Origin of the sequence: Caulobacter sp. FWC2 (assembly GCF_002742625.1) — a bacterium.
Taxonomy (GTDB): Bacteria; Pseudomonadota; Alphaproteobacteria; order Caulobacterales; family Caulobacteraceae; genus Caulobacter.
Window position 1 is genome coordinate 2,715,549 of record NZ_PEBF01000001.1, and the last position, 16,954, is coordinate 2,732,502.

At 66.8% G+C, this 16,954-nt stretch carries 19 protein-coding genes; 5 read left to right on the forward strand and 14 right to left on the reverse strand.

Features of this window, described 5'->3' with window-relative positions; translation table 11 throughout:
- Positions 1 to 203: 203 nt before the first annotated feature.
- On the forward strand, positions 204 to 545 hold the full coding sequence (locus CSW62_RS13005) for a S1/P1 nuclease (protein WP_233206673.1): 342 nt from the start codon (positions 204 to 206) through the stop codon (positions 543 to 545).
- Here the strand turns inward: CSW62_RS13005 and CSW62_RS13010 are convergent.
- Positions 542 to 1,072: an antirestriction protein ArdA gene (locus tag CSW62_RS13010; protein ID WP_099582287.1), complete on the reverse strand. Its 531-nt coding sequence runs from the start codon at positions 1,070 to 1,072 to the stop codon at positions 542 to 544. The genes CSW62_RS13005 and CSW62_RS13010 overlap by 4 nt on opposite strands.
- Positions 1,073 to 1,301: 229 nt before the next feature.
- On the opposite strand from CSW62_RS13010, the gene CSW62_RS13015 reads away from it, so the two are divergent.
- A complete protein-coding gene (locus CSW62_RS13015; protein ID WP_099578404.1) occupies positions 1,302 to 2,030 on the forward strand; it encodes a hypothetical protein in 729 nt (242 codons plus the stop codon).
- A gap of 109 nt (positions 2,031 to 2,139) precedes the next feature.
- On the opposite strand, the gene CSW62_RS13020 is transcribed toward CSW62_RS13015, so the two are convergent.
- The 13 genes from CSW62_RS13020 to CSW62_RS13080 form a co-directional block, all read right to left on the reverse strand.
- Positions 2,140 to 2,475, reverse strand: a complete 336-nt coding sequence (locus CSW62_RS13020; RefSeq protein WP_099578406.1) for an MmcQ/YjbR family DNA-binding protein — start codon at positions 2,473 to 2,475, stop codon at positions 2,140 to 2,142.
- A gap of 249 nt (positions 2,476 to 2,724) precedes the next feature.
- A complete protein-coding gene (locus CSW62_RS13025; protein WP_099578408.1) occupies positions 2,725 to 2,946 on the reverse strand; it encodes a DUF2274 domain-containing protein in 222 nt (73 codons plus the stop codon).
- Entirely contained in the window at positions 2,943 to 4,088 is a 1,146-nt protein-coding gene (locus tag CSW62_RS13030; RefSeq protein ID WP_099578410.1) for a TrbI/VirB10 family protein, read from the reverse strand. The genes CSW62_RS13025 and CSW62_RS13030 overlap by 4 nt, the downstream gene beginning before the upstream one ends.
- Positions 4,085 to 4,912 carry a P-type conjugative transfer protein TrbG gene (gene trbG, locus CSW62_RS13035; RefSeq protein WP_099578412.1) on the reverse strand — a complete coding sequence of 276 codons (828 nt, stop codon included), beginning with the start codon at positions 4,910 to 4,912 and terminating at the stop codon, positions 4,085 to 4,087. Before trbG ends, CSW62_RS13030 begins: the two co-directional genes overlap by 4 nt.
- Positions 4,909 to 5,595 carry a conjugal transfer protein TrbF gene (gene trbF / locus CSW62_RS13040; RefSeq protein ID WP_099578414.1) on the reverse strand — a complete coding sequence of 229 codons (687 nt, stop codon included), beginning with the start codon at positions 5,593 to 5,595 and terminating at the stop codon, positions 4,909 to 4,911. The genes trbG and trbF overlap by 4 nt, the downstream gene beginning before the upstream one ends.
- On the reverse strand, positions 5,595 to 6,863 hold the full coding sequence (trbL, locus tag CSW62_RS13045) for a P-type conjugative transfer protein TrbL (RefSeq protein ID WP_099578416.1): 1,269 nt from the start codon (positions 6,861 to 6,863) through the stop codon (positions 5,595 to 5,597). The genes trbF and trbL overlap by 1 nt, the downstream gene beginning before the upstream one ends.
- Positions 6,860 to 7,102, reverse strand: coding sequence for a putative entry exclusion protein TrbK-alt (gene trbK-alt / locus CSW62_RS13050; RefSeq protein WP_099578418.1), 243 nt, complete (start codon positions 7,100 to 7,102; stop codon positions 6,860 to 6,862). Before trbK-alt ends, trbL begins: the two co-directional genes overlap by 4 nt.
- Positions 7,099 to 7,818 (reverse strand): P-type conjugative transfer protein TrbJ, encoded by a 720-nt coding sequence (gene trbJ, locus CSW62_RS13055; RefSeq protein ID WP_099578420.1) that lies wholly within the window; start codon positions 7,816 to 7,818, stop codon positions 7,099 to 7,101. Before trbJ ends, trbK-alt begins: the two co-directional genes overlap by 4 nt.
- Positions 7,815 to 10,253, reverse strand: coding sequence for a conjugal transfer protein TrbE (gene trbE, locus CSW62_RS13060; RefSeq protein WP_099578422.1), 2,439 nt, complete (start codon positions 10,251 to 10,253; stop codon positions 7,815 to 7,817). The genes trbJ and trbE overlap by 4 nt, the downstream gene beginning before the upstream one ends.
- A gap of 3 nt (positions 10,254 to 10,256) precedes the next feature.
- The gene (locus CSW62_RS13065; protein ID WP_099578424.1) at positions 10,257 to 10,523 is read right to left on the reverse strand and encodes a VirB3 family type IV secretion system protein; all 267 of its coding nucleotides are present in this window, start codon (positions 10,521 to 10,523) and stop codon (positions 10,257 to 10,259) included.
- A complete protein-coding gene (locus CSW62_RS13070) occupies positions 10,523 to 10,816 on the reverse strand; it encodes a TrbC/VirB2 family protein (RefSeq protein ID WP_099578426.1) in 294 nt (97 codons plus the stop codon). The genes CSW62_RS13065 and CSW62_RS13070 overlap by 1 nt, the downstream gene beginning before the upstream one ends.
- A gap of 93 nt (positions 10,817 to 10,909) precedes the next feature.
- The gene (gene trbB / locus CSW62_RS13075; protein WP_199170722.1) at positions 10,910 to 11,824 is read right to left on the reverse strand and encodes a P-type conjugative transfer ATPase TrbB; all 915 of its coding nucleotides are present in this window, start codon (positions 11,822 to 11,824) and stop codon (positions 10,910 to 10,912) included.
- Between the two features lie 346 nt (positions 11,825 to 12,170).
- On the reverse strand, positions 12,171 to 12,494 hold the full coding sequence (locus CSW62_RS13080; protein ID WP_143324386.1) for a hypothetical protein: 324 nt from the start codon (positions 12,492 to 12,494) through the stop codon (positions 12,171 to 12,173).
- Between the two features lie 490 nt (positions 12,495 to 12,984).
- Between CSW62_RS13080 and CSW62_RS13085 the strand changes: the two genes are divergently transcribed.
- From CSW62_RS13085 to CSW62_RS13095, 3 genes are all read left to right on the forward strand, one after another.
- Complete coding sequence (locus CSW62_RS13085; protein WP_143324387.1) at positions 12,985 to 13,668, forward strand: hypothetical protein; 684 nt, start codon at positions 12,985 to 12,987, stop codon at positions 13,666 to 13,668.
- Positions 13,669 to 13,915: 247 nt separating this feature from the next.
- Positions 13,916 to 15,046 (forward strand): hypothetical protein, encoded by a 1,131-nt coding sequence (locus tag CSW62_RS13090; RefSeq protein WP_199170594.1) that lies wholly within the window; start codon positions 13,916 to 13,918, stop codon positions 15,044 to 15,046.
- A gap of 2 nt (positions 15,047 to 15,048) precedes the next feature.
- On the forward strand, positions 15,049 to 16,953 hold the full coding sequence (locus CSW62_RS13095; protein ID WP_099578436.1) for a hypothetical protein: 1,905 nt from the start codon (positions 15,049 to 15,051) through the stop codon (positions 16,951 to 16,953).
- Position 16,954 lies beyond the last annotated feature (1 nt).

Consider the following 16,954-nt stretch of genomic DNA (forward strand, 5'->3'; position numbering starts at 1 on the left):
CTCGCCCCATGCCGCCTCGACGCCGCCCGACCACTAAACTGCTGACGACCGCCGGCTGGGCCAGCCTTGCCGGGCTGGCGACCTTGGTCGTGGCGGCGGCCGTGATGGCGGCGCGCTGGCTGCGCTAGGCCTGCCCGTCGCGCGTCTTGCCGCGTCCTGACCGCGCGGGCATGACCAGCCCTCATCCGCGAAGGAACCGTCTCGTGCGTCGTCTGGCCCTGCTCTGCGCCCTGCTCCTCCTCGCCGCCCCCCACGCCGCCCTGGCCTGGGGCCGCGAGGGCCACGCCGTGGTCGCCCAGATCGCCCGGGGCTATCTCACGCCCAAGGCCGCCGCCGCCGTGGAAGCCCTGCTGGCGGCCGACACCGACGCCCTGACGAACCCAGACCTGGGCGCACGCGCCTCCTGGGCCGACGCCTGGCGCAAGGATCATCGGGAGACGACGGAATGGCACTTCGTCGATATCGAGCTGGAACATCCGGATCTGACGGGGGCCTGCTTCGGCTTTCCGGCCAGCGCCACGCCGGCCAGCAACGGGCGGCCCTAACGAGACCAGAACACATGGACCTCGTCGTGGGCGGTCTCCACGGTGAAGACCTCGCCGTTCAACCGCGCGTCCCGCCCCATGGCCTCCCAATCGATATAGAGGCGCAAGGCCTCTGGAATGGTCAGGGTCTCCTCGGTCATGTCCTGGTAGCAGTCGGCGAGGCTCTCGAAGACGCCGCGATAATCCTCGTCCAGCGCGCCCGCCGCCGCGTCCAGGTCGCCGCAGAAGTGCTCCAGCACCGAGGCGCCCAGGCTCCCGCGCTGACGTAGGAAACTCGCGATCCGGACCACCTTGTCGACCCCGGCATATTCGGCGATCTCCACCCCGCCAAAGCCCTCATGATCGTGAATGGCGTACTCCTCGGCCCCCGCTACGGGCGAGGCCTTCAGCATCGCGTTGATGGCGTCGCGAATGGCGTCGGCGTCATCCTCGACATCAATCCAGGCGCCATGCAGCCAGCCGTTGTTATAGGCGGCCAGGCAGGCGACATAGATGCGGGGTTCCAGCTTTTCAGTGGCTTGTCCCATGATCTTCATCCTCATAGCAGGGGTTCAGCATGAACCCTTGCCCGTCGGCGAGACCGGGGGTGCAAGCGGAGGGGCGGCTTCGCGGGGACCCGGCTGGCAGGCCGGCAAAGCCGGCCGAAGCTGGGCGGAAGACGATCCGAAGCGCGCCGGGGGCGGAGCCCCAAGCCTTGCGAGCGACGCTGTCTGCAAGAAATGCCAGTGTACGCGCTGACCTCCAGGGAGACGGTTGATGCGGCCCGCCGAAAGCGAGACGACCTACTTCCTCAAAGATCGCACCACTTTCATCCGCTACTATTTCGACGAGGCCGCCAAACCGTTCGTCGACATCCACGAGCGCATCGATGCAGGAACCTCACCGTTCGAGCCCTACGGCGATCCAGAAGACGGCGAGCCCCTGTATCAAGCCGAATGGGAGGGCGCTGAGATCGCGATCGCGCTGATCGGCCAGACCTGCGTATCGCTGCTGGCCGACAGCCTGAAGCTCTATCTGAACACCTGGCGCCAGCGCGAATTTCGGTTCGCTTTCGACAAGCACGAAGACAAGCTGGCCGCGCGCGAAGGCTTTGTCGCCGCCTATCGCGCCGCCTTCTCCGACATCTTCGGCCCGCGATGGAGCCAGTGCGCCGTCCGCTTCGACATCATCGACCAGGTCGTGTTGGCGCGTAATCGCAGCCAGCACGGCGACAGCCTGCTCTCCATGCGCGCGCGGCATGATCGCAAGACACTCGACAAGCACCCCTTGCCGTTCTTCGCCCGCCCCGCGGAGGTCCAGGCCTGGGTTCCGCGCGACGATCTCTTTGGGTCCTATTTGGCCCCGCCCTTGCGGATCTCCCGTGAAACGCTTTGGGCGGCCATTGGCGAGATCGAGGCTTGGGCCGAGTGGCTCGACGCCAATGTCGAGCACGCTTGGTCCTGGCCCACGCTCAGCGTGGAGGATGATCCAAAACCGCCGCGGTGAACCGCATTCGATGGGGTGAGGAAGACACGCGCGCCCCGGCCAGCTTGATCACGGCGCGGCTTGATCGAAATCGACGGGCTTGGCGGCCCCTGACAGGCCGCGATCCGGCTTAACCCGTCTTGGACAACGGCGCCGGCGAAGACATCGCCGACTGCCAGGCGGCGATCAGCACACGATTGGCGACCGCTTCGCTGAGCACGGCCAGACGCACGAGGGTCACGCCCCTGGACCCGCGTCGCCCTGACTCCGCCTCAAGCGCGTTTGAAACTTCGATCAACTGAGCCTGGTCCGGGGGAGACAGCTTGACGACGGCCCAGTCGGCCCCAGGCCAGCCGACCGTGGCGAAAACCTTGCCATGGACGGCCAGGCGCACCGCGCCCATCACGGCCTTGGACTTGACCATGGCCAATCCGGCTCCGATCGCGGCAAAGGCTTCAGGGCTCATTGGCGCGTCTCCCAGGTCAACTTCGATCGCGGACGGACGAAATCATGAGTCGGCGCCCTACCAAACGCGGCCTGTCTCAGGGATCCGGCGCCAGACGCACCGCAACGGCGATGGCTCAACGCAGGCCCTGGAACCAGACGCGACTGACGCCGGGCCTGTCCGCGCTTGATCGTCGGCGCTCTGCCCGGCTTGATCAGGCACCGACCCCGGAGCGAATCCAAAGGCCTGGCCAAGGCCTCCCAGACGCCGTCAGTCGTTGCGCTTTCGGCCACGCGCGAACCCGCGGTCAGTGGCCATGAACCGCGCCAGCATCGGAGCGATCAGCTTGACCGGCTCGGCGACCTTCCCCCCGGTCTCGGCGGCCAGGGCCTTTGCGTAGTCGGCCAGGTCGCGATGCACCGCGGCCGGAAGGTCGACCGTGATCTTGACCGGCAGGTCGTCTTCGAGCGGCCCCAGCTTCAGCTTGCTCATGGTCGCGCCTCCTCGTTGTAGGGTTCGAGCACCAGATCCCGCGACAGCAGAACGCGAAGCGGCGCGCCGGGCCGGATCGTCAGGGTCGGGGTCAAGTTCAGGCTCCGGCCCACGGCCTGCTGGCCGACATCGCTGACCGACTGACTGGCGCCGCGGCGGATCGCCCGCTCAAGGTCGCCGCCATCGCTGGATTGCCCAGTCTCCGCGCCGATCGCCAGCACGGTGCTGAGCGCGGCGGCGGCGAGCACCGCCCGGCCATGGCGATCGACACCGTCTTGCAAGCCGGCCATGCCTTGGGCGTCGGCGGCCGGCAACTTGTCCAGGACGATCGAGCGTCCCGACGGCAGGATCAGGCGCGTCCAGATCACCGCCAGCCGGCTCTGCCCGGCCTTGGTCGTGGTTTCGTAGTCACCGATCAGGCGGGCGCCGGCCGGGATCAGAAGATGATGACCGCCCAGGCTGTCAAAGACGTCCTGGCTGACCTGGGCGATGGCCAGACCGCTGGCGTCCGATCGCAATCCGGTGACAAGGGCGGCGGCGATGATCGAGCCGGCTTGCAGGAGGTAGGGCGAGGCTGGCGCCTGCAGCCGCTCGGGGCTGGTCGTTCGCGGATCGTCGGCCCGGGAGGCGACGACCGGCGCGGCGGGCGCCGACGACAACGGCGTGGCGGCCGCGAACAGGGCGCTGGCCCGGGCGGCCTGACGCGCGGCGATGACCGGATTGGGCCGCGGCGCGGGACGGGCGCTAGAGGGCGACTGAGCCTCGAACGCGCTCGGCCGCACCGCCTCCGGACCGCCACCGGCGCCAGCGGCCTCACGGGCGCGCTGGGCGCTGAGGATGGGGCGGCCAAGGTCGCCGGGCAACGGCGGTCCCAGGACCGGCGTGTCGCCGCGTTTGAGATAGTCCTTGGGCAGGCCCGTGACCTGTTCGGGGGGCGAGGCGACCTGCGTCACGACACGGCTGGGCGGCGCGCGATCGTGGTCGCGCAGCGACCAGGCCAAGGCCGCGGCCACGCCGGCCGCCAGGACCGCCCCGGTGACCACCAAGGCCTTGCGCGACACCTGGGTCACCGACCGGGCCGACCCACGCAGCCGAAGGTCCTTGGCGATGGCCTGTTGCTCCTGTTCGATCGTCTCGGTCATCGTCCGATCTCCTGGGCCGCGGAAACTCGCTCGAGACGCACCCGACGCTCCCAGCGCTTGAGCCCGAGACGCAGCTCGGCACGGTCGAACAGGCGATCGACCACCAGCCGCCGGCCCTCGACGCGATAGTTGACCAGTTCGGAGCTCTTGCCGTCCGCGCCGACCAGGAACAGCGGCGGCAGATCGGCGAGCACGACGCCCGGTCCTAACTCGACATAGGTTCGCACCCCATCGTCGAAGACCCCGGTGGGCCGCCAGGCCGCCGCGCCCTTGATCCGATAGGCCCGATTGAGCGGCGCGGCGGCCAGGGCCGCCGCCGTCGGCGCGCCGGCGCCCGATGCGGTCGCATCGACCGCCGCGACGGGCGCGGCGGTCGGCTTGTCTTGGGCGCCCGGCGCCGCCGCCGGGTAGCGCCACCGCACCTGGGACAGGAAAGCGCGCTCCGAGGCCCGCAGGTCGAGATGATAGGTGCGGCGATTGGTGTTGATGATCAGGTTGGTCGACAGCCCCACCTGCACCGGTTTGACCAGGATGTGGACACGGCGCGCCGCACCCTCCCCGCTGGTGGTGTTGCCGATCACCCAGCGCAGCGTGTCCCCCGCCGCGATCGGATTGGTGTCGACCAGGGCCTCTCCGGCTTCGAGGACCAGATCGGTGATCCGTCCTGGCGCGGCCACGATGTCGAAGACGCCGCGTTCGCCATAAAGGAACTCGACGTCGGCCACCGTCTGGGGCGCGGGCGCGGTTCGCGCGGCCAAGGCCGACCCGCCCAAGCCGGCGGTCAGGCTCGCGCCGAGCGAGGCGATCAAAAGCGGCCGGATCATGCGCCGTACTCCCGCGACCAGGCGATGGCCCGGACGAAAATGCCGAAGGGATTTTTGACGAAGGCGTCGGGCGAGGCCGGCGGGGCGATCACCAAGGTGAGGATGGCGCTCCAGCGCTGGGTTGAGACCAGCTGGCCTTCGACATAGCGTCGCTCGATCCAGGCCAGGCGAAAGCTGTCGGGCGAGGCGCGCACGACATTGCTGATCTCGACCGAGACCTGGGCCTTGCCGACCTGTTCGAAGGGATTGGCGCCCCGGGCGTAGTCGGACAGGGCCGCGGCCCCCTCGGCGTCGGTGAAATCGTAGGCGCTGCGCCAGTTTTGCCCCAGCACCACCGGGTCGGCCGGCAGGGACCGGGTGTTCTCGACAAAGCGCGCCAGGGTCCAGGCGATGACCGGATCGGGCGGGCGATAGCCGCGCACCGCCGGGCCGACCGCCTGGATCTGGCCCAACCGGTCGACCTCGACGACCCAGGGGACGAGCGCGCCGCGCGAGGCCTGCCAGATCAGCCCGCCCGACTGGATGAGGTTGGCAGCGAGCAATCCCAGGGCGATCAGCCGCCAATTGGCCGCCTGGACGCGGGCGCCGCCGATCCGCGCGTCCCAGGCCTGCCCGGCCTTCTGATAGGGGGTTTCAGGAACGGGGGTCGCGCCCAGGCGCGTGGGGCCCTTGAAAGGGTTCATCAGCTTTGCTCCGAGAGAGAGGGACTAGCGCCGCCGCTATGGTCGTCGCCGCTGGCCAGGCCGTGGGCGGCCAGGCTCGCGCCATGGGCCAGGGCCTGTTGAGACTTGAGCTCGCGGGCCCAGGACGGCGCCTCCGCGCTCTCGGAGGCCGGCGCCGATCCGGCCGGCGGGGCGCCGGACCCCGACCCGCCACCGTCCGATCCAGAACCCGCGGCCGCCTTGGCCGCGGCGGCGCTGGGCGCGGCCGGGCCACCTTGGGGCGAGGGTCCGCCGCCGCTGGGTCCGCCACTGGGTCCGCCTGGTCCGGCAGGCGGCGGCCCGCCCGCCGGCGGACGAGCGCTCCCGCCCGCCCCGGCCGCGGCGGAGGCCAGGCTCGCGCCGCCGCCGGCCGCCATCTGCACCGCGCCGGCTCCGACCATGGCCATGCCCGCCACCGTCAAGCCGGTTCCGATCGCCGCGCCGGCGCCAAGCTGCGGCGCGCCGGTGACCAGGCCCGAGGCGACGCTGGGACCGAAGATCGACAGGCCCAGCAGGGTCAGGGCTGCCAGGGCCATGGCCAGCACCTCTTCCAAGGTCGGCTGACCGACCGAGGCGTTGGTGAACTCGGCAAACAGCGTCGAGCCGATGCCGACGATCACCGCCAGCACCATGACCTTGACGCCCGAGGCGATGACCGCGCCCAGCACCCGCTCGGCCAGGAAGGCGGTGCGTCCAAAGAGCCCGAACGGCACGAGGACGAAGCCGGCCAGGGTGGTCAGCTTGAACTCGATCAGGACGACGAAGATCTGCACGGCGATGACGAAGAAGGCGACGATCACCAGCAGGGCGACGGCCAGCAGGATGACGATCTGGACGATGTTCTCGAAAAAGCCGGGAAACCCGCCCAGGTCGCTGGCGGCCTGAAGGATCGGCTTGCAAGCGGTGATGCCCAGGGCGGCCAGCTTGCCGGGCCGCAGGAAGTCCTCGGTGGAAATTCCCGCGCCCGACGCCTTGAGGCCAAGGCCCGAGAAGCTCTTCAGGACGATCGCGCTGAGGGCATGAAAGTTGCCGATCAGGAACGCGAAGAAGCCGACATAGAGGGTCTTCTTGACCAGCCGGGCGGTGACGTCGTCCTGGGCCCAGGCCCAAAACAGCGCCGCCAGGGTCATGTCGATGGCCACCAGGGTCGTGGAGAGGAACGCGACCTCCCCGCCCAGCAGGCCAAAGCCACTGTCGATATGCTGGGTGTAGACGTCCAGCATCCGATCGATGACGCCGGTGTCGCTCATGACGCCGGCCGCCCGAAGAAGCGCTCGCGCGCCGCGGCCCAGGCCGCGCGGCAGGCCAGGTCGCCCTGCGGCGCCGTGCGGCATCGCGCCAGCTCGCGCTCGGGTCCGGCGTCCAACGCGCCCGTCACGCCGGCGGGCCGACCCGCGCCAGAGGGTGGAGCCTGGGACGCCCTGCCCGCCAAGACAGCGGCCCCAAGCAAGATGATCAGTGAAGTCCCCCAAACCAGGGACCGGGTCATGGCTGGGGCGCGGCTCCCATGAACTTGGCAAAGCGGGCCTTGGCGTCGGCGCGGGCCGCGGCCCGGTCGGCCGCGTCCAGAGCCTCGGCCCGGCCATTGGCGACCACGACGGCGGTCAAGGCCGACAGCTGCTGGGCTTGCAGGGCCAGAAGCTGGTTGCCGGCCTGGGCGGCCTGCAGCGCGCCGCCCGCGCCCTGGCTGGCCGAGACCAGGCTCTGCATCTCGACGCGACTGGTCTCCAGCCCCTCGACGACGCCGGCCTGGACCTTCAGGGCGTCCTCGAAGCTGGCCACCGAGGTCGCCCAACGGGTTTCGGCCCGCAGGGTCAGGTCGGCGTCGCTGGCGGTGAGGTCGGCCAGGCCATAGCGCCGATGGAAGGCGTCCTGGATATCGCGAACATTATAGGCCAGCGCGCGGGCCTCGCCGAGCAAGGCCTGGGTGGCGGCGACCTGTTCTTGCAGGGCCGACAGCGACGAATAGGGCAAGCTGGCCAGGTTGCGCGCCTGGCCGATCAGCATCTGGGCCTGGTTCTGCAGGCTGGTGATCTGGTTGTTGACCTGCTGCAAGGCCCGCGCCGCCTGCAGGACATTCTGGGCGTAGTTGCTGGGGTCGTAGACGGCGACCTGGGCCTGGGCCGTCGGGGTAAGGCTGGTCGTGGTGGCGATCATGGCCGCGCCGCACAGCAGCGCCGCCAGACGGCGTCGGGTCATATTCATCGCAGGGACTCCGGGACGAGAATGGAAGGCAGGAGGTCGGCGGCCCAGGCCAGCCGGCGATGGCGCAGCCAGGCGGCGGCGAAGCCGTCCGGACCGTGGGCGGCCAGAACCTGGGCGATGTCGGCTTGGTCGGTCTTCGAGGACGCGGCGCAAAAGGCGCGGGCGATGGGCCCCAGACCCAGGTCGAAGAGCCGTTCACCGGCCCTGGACTGGACGTAGTAGTCACGCTTGGGCGTGGCCTCGGCGACGATGTCGATCTGCCGGTCGTTGAACCCGAACCGGCGGTAGGCCGCGGCGCCCTGCGGGTCGCGCGCCCATCCGTTCGGCAGGAAGATCCGCGTCAGGCACAACTCGGCGATCGCCGAGGCGATGGGACTCTTCTCGATCTGCGACAGCGAAAGGGTCGTGAGGACGACGGACCCGTTCTTCTTGCGGATCAGGGCCAGCCAGGCCTCCAGCTGCGGCCCGAACGTCGGATCCACCAGGGCAAGCCAGGCTTCGTCCACCAAAACCAGCGTCGGCCGACCGTCGAGGTCGCGCGCAAGACGGTGAAAGAGGTAGGCCAGTACGGCCGGGGCGGCGAGCGTGCCCAGCAGGCCTTCGGTCTCGAAGGCCTGGACCGCGGCGGCGGCCAGCGCTTCATGATCGGCGTCAAGCAACCGTCCCCAAGGACCCGCCAGGGTGTAGGGCGCCAAGGCGTTCTTCAGGTCCAGGGTCGGCAACAGCGCCGCCAACCCCGTCAGAGTCCGTTCTTCGCGAGGCGCCGAGGCCAGGCTCGCCAGGGCCGACCAGATGTGATCGCGCACGGTCGGGGTCATGACGACGCCCTGTCCGGAAATCAGGGCGGCGATCCAGTCCATGGCCCATACGCGCTCGGCGGGGTCGTCGACGTCCGCCAGGGGCTGCAAGGCCACGGCGGGTCGCTCGGCGTCGAGCAGCACCCCGCCCAAATCATGGAAGACGCCGCCCATACCGAGGGCCGCGGCGCGAATTGAGCCGCCGAAATCAAAGGCGACGATGCGCGCGCCGGCGTAGCGTCGAAACTGCAAGGCCAACATCGCCAGGAGCACGCTCTTGCCGGCGCCGGTGGGACCCACGACGAGGGTGTGGCCGACATCGCCCACGTGCAGCGAGAGCCGAAACGGCGTCGAGCCTTCGGTCTTGGCCATCAGGAGCGGCGGGCCGTCCAGGTGGGTGTTGGTCTGCGGCCCGGCCCACACCGCCGACAGCGGCGCGATGTGGGCCAGGTTCAGGGTCGACAGCGGCGGCTGGCGGACATTGGCGTAGGTCTGGCCGGGCAAGGTCCCAAGCCAGGCTTCGACCGCGTTGATGCGCTCCTTGATGATCGTGAAGTCGCGACCGGCGATGACCTTCTCGGCCAGGGCCAACTTGGCGTCCGCGCGCTCGGGGTCGTCGTCCCAGACCACCAGACTGGCGGTGACCAGGGCGTAGGCCACCGCGTCGGCGCCCAGATCCTGCAGGGCCTGGTCGGCCTCGCCAGCCTTGTTGCTGGCGTCATTATCGACCAGGGCCGAGGGCTGCTGGGTCAGAGCCTCCTGCAGCAAAGCCCCTATAGACTTGCGCTTGGCGAACCACTGGCGACGGATCTTGCCGATCGTCCGGTTGGCGTCGGCCTTGTCCAGGCACAGGGCCCGGGTCGACCAGCGGTAGGCGAAGGCCAAGCGATTGAGCTCGTCCAAGACGCCCGGCAGGGTCTGGCTTGGAAAGCCGACAAGGGTCAGGGTGCGCAGGTGGGCGCCGCCCAGCCGCGGCTCCAGGCCGCCGGTCAGCGGCTGCGTCGCCAGCAAGGCGTCCAGTTGCATCGGGGTCTCGGGAACCCGCACGCCTTGGCGCCGGGTCGTCACCGCGCCGTGCAGGAAGCTCAAGGTCGCCGCGTCGTCGAGCCAATCGGCCTCGCGGGTCAGGCCTTGAACCAGGGCCAGCAGGCGGTTGGAGCGATCGACAAAGCCGGCGACCTGGCCGCGCCAGTCGATCTGGCCGTGCGCGCGGCCCTCGACGAAGAGGTTCTCCAGACGCCCGGCGCGCTCGGCCGGCGGCAGGAACACCAGCGTCAGGAAGTAGCGGCTCTCGAAATGAGCCCCCTCCTCCAGGAAGGCTTGGCGCCGCTCTATGTCGATGAGGGCCGAGACCGGATCTGGAAAGACGCTGTCGGGATAGGCCATGGCCGGATCGCGGCGGGCCTCGATGAAGATCGCCCAGCCCGAGCCGAGCCGTCGCAAGGCGTTGTTGAGGCGCGCGGCGACCGCGGCGACCTCGGCGTCGCCGACCGATTCCAGGTCAGGCCCGCGAAAGCCAGCGGTGCGTTGGAACGATCCGTCCTTGTTGAGGATCACGCCGGGCGCGATCAAGGCCGCCCAAGGCAGATAGTCGCATAGCAGCTTGGGACGGCGGGCATATTCGCGAAGGTCCAGCATCGGCTAGACCTCCAGCCGCGCGGGAAGCCGCACGTGGCGGCGCCCGACATCGAAGATCAGGGGGTCATGGCGCGCGGCCCAGACCGCCAGACCGTGGCCAACGAGCCAGACGACCAGGCCCACCAGCCAAAGCCGAAGACCCAGGCCCAGGGCCGCGGCCAGGGTGCCGTTGACCAGGGCGATCGCGCGGGGCGCGCCGGCCAGGAGCATCGGCTGCGTCAGGGCCCGATGAACAGGCGCGGCGAAGCCGGTCGCGCGATCACCCGCCATCAGACCAGCGCTCCGCCGCCGAACGAGAAGAACGACAGGAAGAAGCTGGAGGCGGCGAACGCGATCGACAGGCCAAAGACGATCTGGATCATCTTGCGCGAGCCGCCGGAGGTGTCGCCGAACGCCAGGGTCAGACCGGTGACGATGATGATGATCACCGCGATGATCTTGGCCACCGGGCCTTCGATCGACTCCAGGATCCGCTGCAGCGGTTCTTCCCAGGGCATGGACGAGCCGGCGGCCTGGACCGGACTGGTGGCCAGGATCGCCATGCCCCAGAGACCGGCGATCATCGACCGGAGGCTCAGGGACGAGAGCCGAAAGCGCGGCGGCGGGGGAGACAAGGATCCAGGCGAGACGAGGCTACGAGACATCGGCATTCTCCTTCAGGTCAGGGCGGGGGTGAACTGGTAGGCGCCGTCGGGGCCAAGGCCCTCCAGGCGGGCCAGATCGACCAGGCGGCGCAGCCGGCCGCGGCCGGCGATGACGGCCACAAGGTCGATGGTTTCGGCGATCAGGCCGCGCGGCACGGTGACCACGGCCTCCTGGATCAGTTGCTCCAGGCGCAGCAGGGCGCCGAGGCAAGAGCCGGCATGCAGGGTGGCCACGCCCCCTGGATGACCCGTGCCCCAAGCCTTGATCAGGTCCAGGGCCTCGGCTCCGCGAACCTCGCCGATGATGATCCGATCGGGCCGCAGTCGCAGCGAGGAGCGGACGAGGTCGGCCAGGCTCGCCACGCCTTCCTTGGTGCGCAGGGCCACCAGGTTGCGGGCCGGGCATTGCAGCTCGCGCACGTCCTCGATCAGGACCACGCGCTCATCCAGGGCGGCCACCTCGGCCAGCAGGGCGTTGACCAGGGTGGTCTTGCCGCTGGAGGTCGGCCCCACGACCAGGATGTTGCGGCGCTCGCGCACCGCGTCGGCGAGCACCCTCGCCTGCCCGTCGCTCATCACGCCGTGCTCGACATAGTCGCCGAGCGGAAAGACCACGCTGGCGGGCTTGCGCAGGGAGAAGGTCGGGCCCGAGACCAGCGGCGGCAGAAGGCCCTCGAAGCGCTCGCCGCCGCCGGGCAATTCCGCGGCCAGGCGCGGCCGACCGGCATGGACCTCCACCCCGACATGGTGGGCGACCAGGCGGATGATCCGCTCGCCGTCGGCGGGGCTCAGCGACAGGTCGGCGGGGCGAAGGCCGACATCGAAGCGGTCAATCCACACCGCGCCGTCGGGATTGAGCATGACCTCGGCGACGCCGGGGTCCTCCAGCCGCGCCAGCAGCAAGGGGCCCAAGGCCGTGCGCAGCATGCGATGGCTACGCGACATCTCCAGATCAGGCTTGGAAGGCTCCACGGCGCATCCCCGTTGTTGACGGGGACGAGTAAGAAGACCGCGATCAGGCCGGCCTCAACAGCCAAATCGGCCGGTCAATCAGCGAGAAAGAAAGAGAACCTGACGGCAGGTTTGCCTGCGGCCAAACGCCGATCTCATCACCGCCGGCCGCTCGCGGAGCCTGGTTTGACGCTGCAATCTCAATGACCACCGCGCGGCCGATCACATGGGCTGAGCCGCCCGCCTGCCAGGGTTGACCCGCGCCAAAACCAGGACGCTCAGCCCTGCACGGACAAGCGGCGCCGACGCAGGCGCGCCGACGCTAGTGGCCGCCCTCGACCCAAGGCACGCCGGCCGCGAGGAACGCCTCGGCGAGCGCGGCCTCGATCTCCAGCGACTCCCACTGGCGCATGGGATTGAGATGGGCGGCGAGATCGGGCAGGAGCCGAACGCCAAACCGTCGCGCGGCGCTGCTGGCCTTGTAGCCGGCCTTGTGCTGATCAAAGCGCAGGTCGGGATCGCGAGAGGTCTGGCCGACATAGAGGCCCCAGGGATCGCTGCGCCGGCCATCATGCAGCAGCACCACATAGACGGAGTGCTTGGCGCCGCGCGCGCGATGGGTCGTCGCTGAGAACCCGCGCGCCACGCGGCCGGCCTTTACGATCCAATCTGGCCCCGAACCCAACATAGCGCCAAGGCTATGGCCGCCCTCCCCCTGGCGCTAGCCCTCTGGCCGCCGGCTGTGTGTAGCCGCCAAATGCCCGAGCTCCGCGAAAGGCCCCTCCTGGCCGATGCGAGGCGTGGCGGATGAGCGATCTAGCTCGTGCCGCTGGCGCAAAAAGCCGCCAGCCGCTTTAGCGTAAGCCAACACGGCGGCAGGTCCAGGAGGTCACAGGCTTGGTCGCACCAAGAGCTGCCGTTGGCTTGCCTCCAGGAACCGGACGTTCAGCACCCAGTTCGCGAGCCCACGCACGCGAGGTTTGGCGGCGCCCATCTCTTCGGGCGGCGACGCGGTACAGATACCGGTGCCAAAGCACCCAGGTCGCGCCGGCAGCGGATGTTGGCCTACTTCCAGGAACCTGACATCTGTTCACGGAAACGCTGCTTTCGGATACGCCACGCCTATGCCCCGACGCTTGACAATCGACGACATGACACCCGCGGCACGGCTGGCCGCAGCTCAAACTAAAGCCTCAGACCTCTTCTCTCTGATCGGCTTCGTGATCATGTGCCACGAAAACAACCGGCACCTCATTTATGGTCGTCCCCTGCCAACAGCAGTAGGGACATCCAAAGCAGCAAACGCCTTCACAGTCCTTCAGCGCCAGACGTTTGGCTTCGAACTGATTAGGCTGATGTCGATCTGGGACAGCGCCAAGCCTGACCGAACAAGCATCCCTACTATCTGGAAGCTGATCGACCATCCCGAAGTCCGAGCTGCGATGCGCAAAGACATCCACGACTGGTGGGCTCGTCCAGAGGGCGGGGAGCGACCGTCCGCCTTCGTTGACGCAAAGCTTGTCGAACACGACCACTTCCTTCGTCGCCTAGAGCGGATCGTGCCAGCCGTCTTGGCTTCGCGCCGCCTTAGAGCTTTGCGCGCTCACCGGGATGCATTCATCGCCCACAATCTCCCTATGGATAACGGCGCTCCCACGCCGCGTTACGGACAAGAAAGCCGCCTGTTGGCGACAACTGAGTACATCGCTAACTATTTAGGTCTGGTCGTGAACAACACGAGCGCAGCCTATTTTGCCGCGCGTGCAGTATCGCGGGATACTGCCGATGCGCTTTGGACCAACGCGAGGTTCAAGATTTAGTACCCACCGGGACCAATTGGCGACCGCACTGCGGGGCACGACAGCGGGCAAGAGGGGCTCGCCCGATCACGCAGTCGCAGTGGCGAGGCCAAGCCGGTTTGTTACGGTATGGGCCGCAATCTAGACATTGAGCTTCAATCGATTGCCTACACCCGCCCAAGCTGTAGCATGAGCAATGTCACTATCGCGCGATGAGTCGGTTTAACGTGCGCACGACAGCACCGAAAAAGTAAGGGCGGCAAACCTCGTGAACGATCAGATGGCATTGGGCCTACTGGCCGAAATCATGGGCTGGCCCGCCGATGACGGCGCCATCGCGACACGCGAGTATGGATGGCTGCGCCTGATGTCGGCTGTGAAATACGATGGTTATTCTGACTTCCGCGCGGGCGCGCGATTTCTCGAAAGTCTAGCAACCTGGCTAAAGCAATTCCCTCTTGAAGATCGCCCGGCGCCCTATGACTTCGTGAAGAAACGTCTCGTCTATGTTTCTCTTCCCGAACTTCAACGACTGATAGAAGCTTTCATACCTGAGATCGTTACACCGAGCATTAGGGCGGTGGCGGCCAAGGAAATCGGAGTTAGCCCTTACGAGATATGGCGAACAGCCGAGGGCAGCGAAGCATTCAAACGTAACCTCAGAAAGACGCTGTTTGTCGGTATGAGCGATGGGAGTCGCATCGATATCCTACGGCGTGCCAATGCCGGAAAGATATCCCAAGAACAAGTTCTCCCAATGATGAACATCGACGACGCAAAATGGCAGGAAATGGCCAAGGATTTGCGCGATGATCAAGGAGACGGTGCGAAATTCGAACGCATTTTCCTTATCGACGATTTCACCGCATCGGGAACAACGTTTATCCGGCACAGCAAAGGAGTCTGGAAGGGCAAGCTCAATCGATTCAACAAATTGATTAGCGAAGCGAGGAAGCACCTAAAAGATGACTTTCCAATCGTCGAGAGTTACGAACTCAATATCCACCACTATATATCTAGCCATCAAGCACGCCTGAGCCTAACCGAACGGCTACTCGAGGCTGATACGCTGTGGAGCGAGAAATCGTTTGGCTCTGTCAATCTCACCGAGAGCCTACTCCTGCCTGAAAGCCTAAAACTCAACGCCGACCATGACGCGGCGATGCTGGCGCTTTGCGACAAGTATTACGACCCCGCTCTCTACAAACGCCTCGAAAAGCACTGCAAGGAGGCCGGGCAGGACGACATGAAACTCGGTTACGCGAATTGCGCGCTACCGATTGTCCTTGATCACAACACCCCCAACAATAGCATCTCGCTCCTTTGGGCCGAGACCAAAGGCGAGAACGGCGCTCACGCTATGCGCTCCCTGTTTTTCCGCCGCGACCGCCACGGATAGCCATGTCGAACCCCTTCCTTCGTCGAGCGACCGAGTACATCCGCGACGACTCGGCATTTCTGGCGATCGTCAGCCCTGAGCCTCTGACGGCGTTTTTGGCCCGTCACAAAAAGAAGGAGGCTATCTTCGACATGCCGGTCCGCCTGATCGGCACTCCCGGCAGCGGGAAGACGATGATGGCCACATTAGTGGAATACCGCCTGCTGGAGACCATCCTTCGCGATCAGAGCAATCAGAGCAATCGCGCCTTGGCTTCGGCGCTCGCCGCGACCGGATTTACCGATGGCGAAACGCCGAGCGTGGTCGCGGTCAGACTCCCGATGGAGTCAGAGTATCGCGACTATTGGGAACTTCCCTTCGACGCGGCGATCAAGACGAAGCTGGTCATGTCGCTGATCCAAGCTCGCGCGGTCATCGGCTGGTTGCGTAATCTAACTGCCAACAAGCGCCGCAGGCTCGACGAAATCCGCATTATCGCGCGAGATGACGCTGGCGCGCAGATCGAACAGATTGGCGGAACCACCGCTGCTGACATTTTGGCCCGCGCGCGAGAAGTGGATCGAGCGGTTTATTCGGTCGGCGCGAGCCTTTTGCCTCCCAAACCTGAAGATATACCCGCCGCGGCGCGAGAACCGTATCAGCCGTTCGAGACCATTCGAGAAATCGAAATCGAATGGAACGGCAAGCCAGTCCGATTGCGTCCGCTCGTCATCCTGGACGACGTCCACACGCTTCACCCCGACCAACTGGACGCGCTGTTCCGCGCCTTGACGCGCCGGGAGATGCGGATCGGCCGCTGGATGATGATGCGGCTTGACGCGCTATCGCCGGCAACCGTTTTCCAGTCTGGTCAGCAGGACGCGTTTCCCGGCCTCAAACCGGATCGAGACTATCTCGACATTTTCATGCAGTCGCAGCGCGCCGGCGACCGTAAGCAATTTCGCCGGTTAGCCGCGGACATGTCCGACCGCTACCTACGCTTGGTGCCTTCGCTAGCCAATCGCCAGCATACACAGTTCACGAGGTTGCTGAGCCGTGAACCGCCAACTTTGACTGACGCAAAGCTCGAGGAGCTTCGCCAGCAGGTCGGCAAGGATCAGCGGCGCCTGAAGGTGACGCCAGAGCGTCGGTCCGCCATTGAGGAGCTCGTCGGGAGCTACGTCAAAGGCTCACAATCGGTCGATATCAATGAGGACGTTCAGCTGGCGATGGTGCGCGTGTTGATGCACCGCTATGACGTCAGGGTCTCGGCACAAACACCGTCACTCTTCGAGGCGGACAATCCCGAACCAAGAACGCCGCTAAAAGCTGATGTCGATGTAGCCGACGCCGCGCGCATCTATTTGGCGCATCGCTTCGATCGTCCGCTTCACTATGGAATCGACGACATCGCGAACGCGAGCAACGAAAACGCCGAGCTGTTTCTGCACATGGCAGGTGCCCTGGTCGATCGCATGGAGACCCGTGCGATCCGTAATCTAGATCCCGCCTTGTCGCCGGCTCAACAACAGGCGGCGCTGAGCGACAAGACCGCGGAAATGATTGCGGGCTGGTCCTTCCCTTACGCCCGAAAGGTACGGGAGTTTGTCACGCATATCGCCGGCGAGTGCTTGGAAGAGTCCCTATTGGGTAATGCCCCCCTCGGCCCAGGCGCAAACGCGATCGCTGTTCCGGACTCGCAAATGGACGAGTTGCTGGCGAGCGACCACGAGTTGGCTCAGGTTCTCAAGTACGCTCAAGCCTATGGCGCAATCGTCGCTGTCCGAGAATACGGCCAGGGCGGCAAAGAGTGGTGCCTCCTCGAGCTTGCCGGACCGGTTTGCCTCAACCACCGGCTCACCCTCAAGCGCGGCGGATTCCTGGAACGACGGGTCGAGGATCTGATCAACGTCGCGGAGGCCATCTGAA